Genomic DNA, 3,234 nt, shown 5'->3' with positions numbered 1-3,234 from the left:
GTTTTTATTGTACCGGTCAGCTCCAAGCCTTCGTAGGCCGAAGAGTCTACGTTCATATGATGCGCGCCGGCCGTAATGGTATGTTTAGCCTGCGGGTCCAGGATCACAATATCCGCATCGCTGTTTACGGCAATGGTGCCTTTGCGAGGGAACATGCCGAATATTTTTGCAGGATTGGTGCAGGCTACCTCCACATATTTATTAAGCGTGATCTTTCCTTTGTGCACTCCTTCGCTGTACAGCAGCTCCATGCGGTGCTCTATGGCAGGATGGCCGTTGGGGATCTTTGAAAAATCATCTTTGCCCATGAGCTTTTGCTCCCATTTAAACGGGCAATGGTCCGTGGCCACTACATTTACCAAACCCTGGTTAATGCCGGCCCACAGCGTGGCCTGATCTTTCTTTTCGCGCAGGGGCGGGCTCATAACCCATTTGGCGCCGTCAAAATCCTGTTCATATAAACTGGCATCCAGCAGCAGGTATTGAATGCAGGTTTCTACAAACACGTGCTGGTTGCGGCGGGTAGCCTGGCGTACCGCATTCAGCGCACCTTCGCAGGTAAGGTGTACAATATATCCCGGGCAGCCGGTGTAGTTGGAAATGTCTGTAAAGCGGCCGCTGGCTTCTGCTTCCGTTACTTCCGGCTGGGAGAGGTAGTGGTACAGCGGCGACAGATTTCCTTCGGCCCTGTGTTTGGCTACCAGGTAATCGATCATATCGCCATTGGTAGCGTGCACGGTTACCATGCCGCCGTGTTTTTTTACTTCCTGCATCAGCGCTGTCATTTGCCTATCGTCTATCATCAGCGCGCCTTTATAAGCCATAAAGGTTTTGAAAGAGGTAATGCCTTCGTGCTCTATAAAAGTTTTGATCTCCTGTTTGGTTGCATCATTAAAATCAGTTACTGCCATATGAAAGCTGTAATCGCTCAGGCAGTTGCCGTTGGAGCGGGAGCGCCATTCATCCAGCGCCGCTTTTAAAGAGCTGCCCTGCTTTTGCAGAATAAAATCTATGACCATGGTAGTACCGCCATGTAATGCAGCACGGGTACCGGTTTCATAGCTGTCGCTGGAAAAGGTGCCCATAAACGGCATCTCTAAATGCACGTGCGGATCAATGCCGCCGGGCATTACCAGCATACCTTCCGCATCAATGGTCTCGCCGGCTGGTATAGACAGGTTATTGCCGATCACCGCTATCTTTTCCCCTTCAATAAAAATGTCTGCCACATAATCATCTGCAGCAGTGATGATCCTTCCGTTTTTAATCAAGAGCGACATAAGAAGATGTTTCTTTAATAGTTTGAATACCGTGCCGGTAGGTTTGCATCAGCAGCATATATGCAATGCCGCTTACCAGGAAGCCTACAAACCAGGCATAATTATAGAGCTGCGCCAGCCACACCGGTACAACATCCGGCGCAATAGCTTTAATAGTGACCAGGAAGCCCGGTACATTCGGTAAAATGCCAATGAGCAATGCTGCTACTGCGGGTATATTAAATCCTTTGCTAAAGCTGTAGCTGCCGTAAGCATTATACAGCTCCGGCACTACGAGGTATTGCTTGCGGATGAAATAATAATCTGTGATCATAATACCGCCTACGGGCCCCAGCAGGCTGGAATAGGCTATGAGCCAGGTGAAGATGTAACCGCTGGGGTCTGCGATCAGCTTCCAGGGAAAAATAAGGATGCCCAGCACGCCGGTAATGTAACCGCCTTTGCGGAAGTTGATCCGCGCCGGCCACAGGTTGGCAAAATCATTTGCCGGGCTTACAATATTGGCTGCAATGTTGGTGGCTAAGGTAGAAATGGCCACTGCTATCATGGCAAGGCTTACCAGCAGCTTGCTATCAAATTTACCAGCCAGCACCAGCGGATCCCAGATGGTGGTGCCATAGACAATGGTGGTAGCAGAAGTGACTACTACGCCAATAAAAGAGAACAGGGTCATAGAGGGCGGCAGGCCAATGATCTGCCCTCTTACCTGCGCCTGCTGGCTAACAGCATAGCGTGTAAAATCGGGGATGTTAAGGGAAAGCGTTGCCCAGAAACCCACCATACCGGTAAGCGCCGGTAAAAAGAAATTTAAAAATGCATTGGCAGAAGTAAACCTGGACGGTTGCTGTAAAATAGGCCCTAAGCCATGGCCGGCGCCAATGGCCCACCACAATAACGCTAATGCAGCTACAGGTAAAAAGATGGCCTTAAACACCAATAATTTCCGGATGCTTTCCACACCCAGGTATACCACGTACATATTTAAGCACCAGAACAGCAGGAAGGTAATAGCCGGCCCTGTTTTTAAGCCAAAGGATTCCGGGAACACTGTAGGCAAGGTCTCCAGCCAGGGCATCCATAAGCGCAGCATCTGGAAAAGTGCAAAACCACCGATCCAGGTTTGAATGCCAAACCAGCCACAGGCAACTATAGCACGCAGCATTGCGGGAATATTAGCGCCCCTTACGCCAAAGCTGGCCCTGGCAAATACCGGGAAGGGAATGCCATATTTAGCGCCGGCATGTCCGTTCAGGATCATGGGCACCAATACAATGCTGTTACCCAGGAAAATGGTGAAGATGGACTGCCACCAGTTCATACCTCCTTCAATGAGCGAACTGGCAAGCATATACGTAGGAATGCACAGGCTCATGCTGATCCACAGCGCGGCATAGTTCCAGGTGTTCCAGCTGCGGTTGGCCGGTGGTACAGGCGCCAGATCTTCACTGTAAAGAGAGGAGGTTTCGCTCATAGCTTAAATTATGATGATTAGATTTTTTCCTCATCCTTCATATGCTTCATCCGCAATGCGGATAGCCTCGCTGATGATGGCCAGCCCTTCATCTACCTGCGCTTTGGTGATGCATAGTGGTGGCGCTATAAATACATAGTTCCAGCGTACAAAGGCATACATGCCCAGCTGTTTCAGCCTGGCGGCTACTTTATTCATCACCGCCATTTCACTGGCCGGTGCATTAAAGCGGGCCATGGGTGCTTTGGTAGCGCGGTTCTTCACCAGCTCAATACAACCCAGCAAACCGGTGTTCCTGAAATCGCCAATACTGGGGTGCTGTTGCTGCAGCAACGCTACCTGCTGCTCAATGTACGCGCCCATTACAGCGGCATTTTCAATCAGCTGCTCATCTTCATAGATCTGCAGCACCTCTACTGCGGCAGCGCAGCAAACCGGGTGGGCCGAGTAGGTAAGCCCTAACCATAATACCTTATCATCAAA

Annotated in this window: 3 protein-coding genes; all 3 read right to left on the bottom strand. The window is 50.3% G+C overall.

Annotated elements, in window-relative coordinates:
* Positions 1 to 1,280, bottom strand: a 1,280-nt coding sequence (hydA, locus tag VIM87_RS06625) for a dihydropyrimidinase (protein ID WP_331996216.1), incomplete at its 3' end; no start/stop codon positions are given.
* Positions 1,264 to 2,751, bottom strand: a complete 1,488-nt coding sequence (locus VIM87_RS06620; protein ID WP_331996215.1) for an NCS1 family nucleobase:cation symporter-1 — start codon at positions 2,749 to 2,751, stop codon at positions 1,264 to 1,266. The genes hydA and VIM87_RS06620, both read right to left, overlap by 17 nt.
* A gap of 30 nt (positions 2,752 to 2,781) precedes the next feature.
* A partial coding sequence (locus VIM87_RS06615; RefSeq protein WP_331996214.1) for an aminotransferase class III-fold pyridoxal phosphate-dependent enzyme occupies positions 2,782 to 3,234 on the bottom strand: 453 nt, incomplete at its 5' end.

Source organism: Chitinophaga sp., assembly GCF_036569125.1.
Lineage (GTDB): Bacteria > Bacteroidota > Bacteroidia > Chitinophagales > Chitinophagaceae > Chitinophaga.
Note: the sequence above shows the minus strand (reverse complement) of the source record. Positions and strands in the feature narration are given on the sequence as shown.

Bases quoted from the DNA above. Each gene is read 5' to 3' on its own strand.
- VIM87_RS06620 (WP_331996215.1), bottom strand. From the start codon at position 2,751: ATGAGCGAAACCTCCTCTCTTTACAGTGAAGATCTGGCGCCTGTACCA.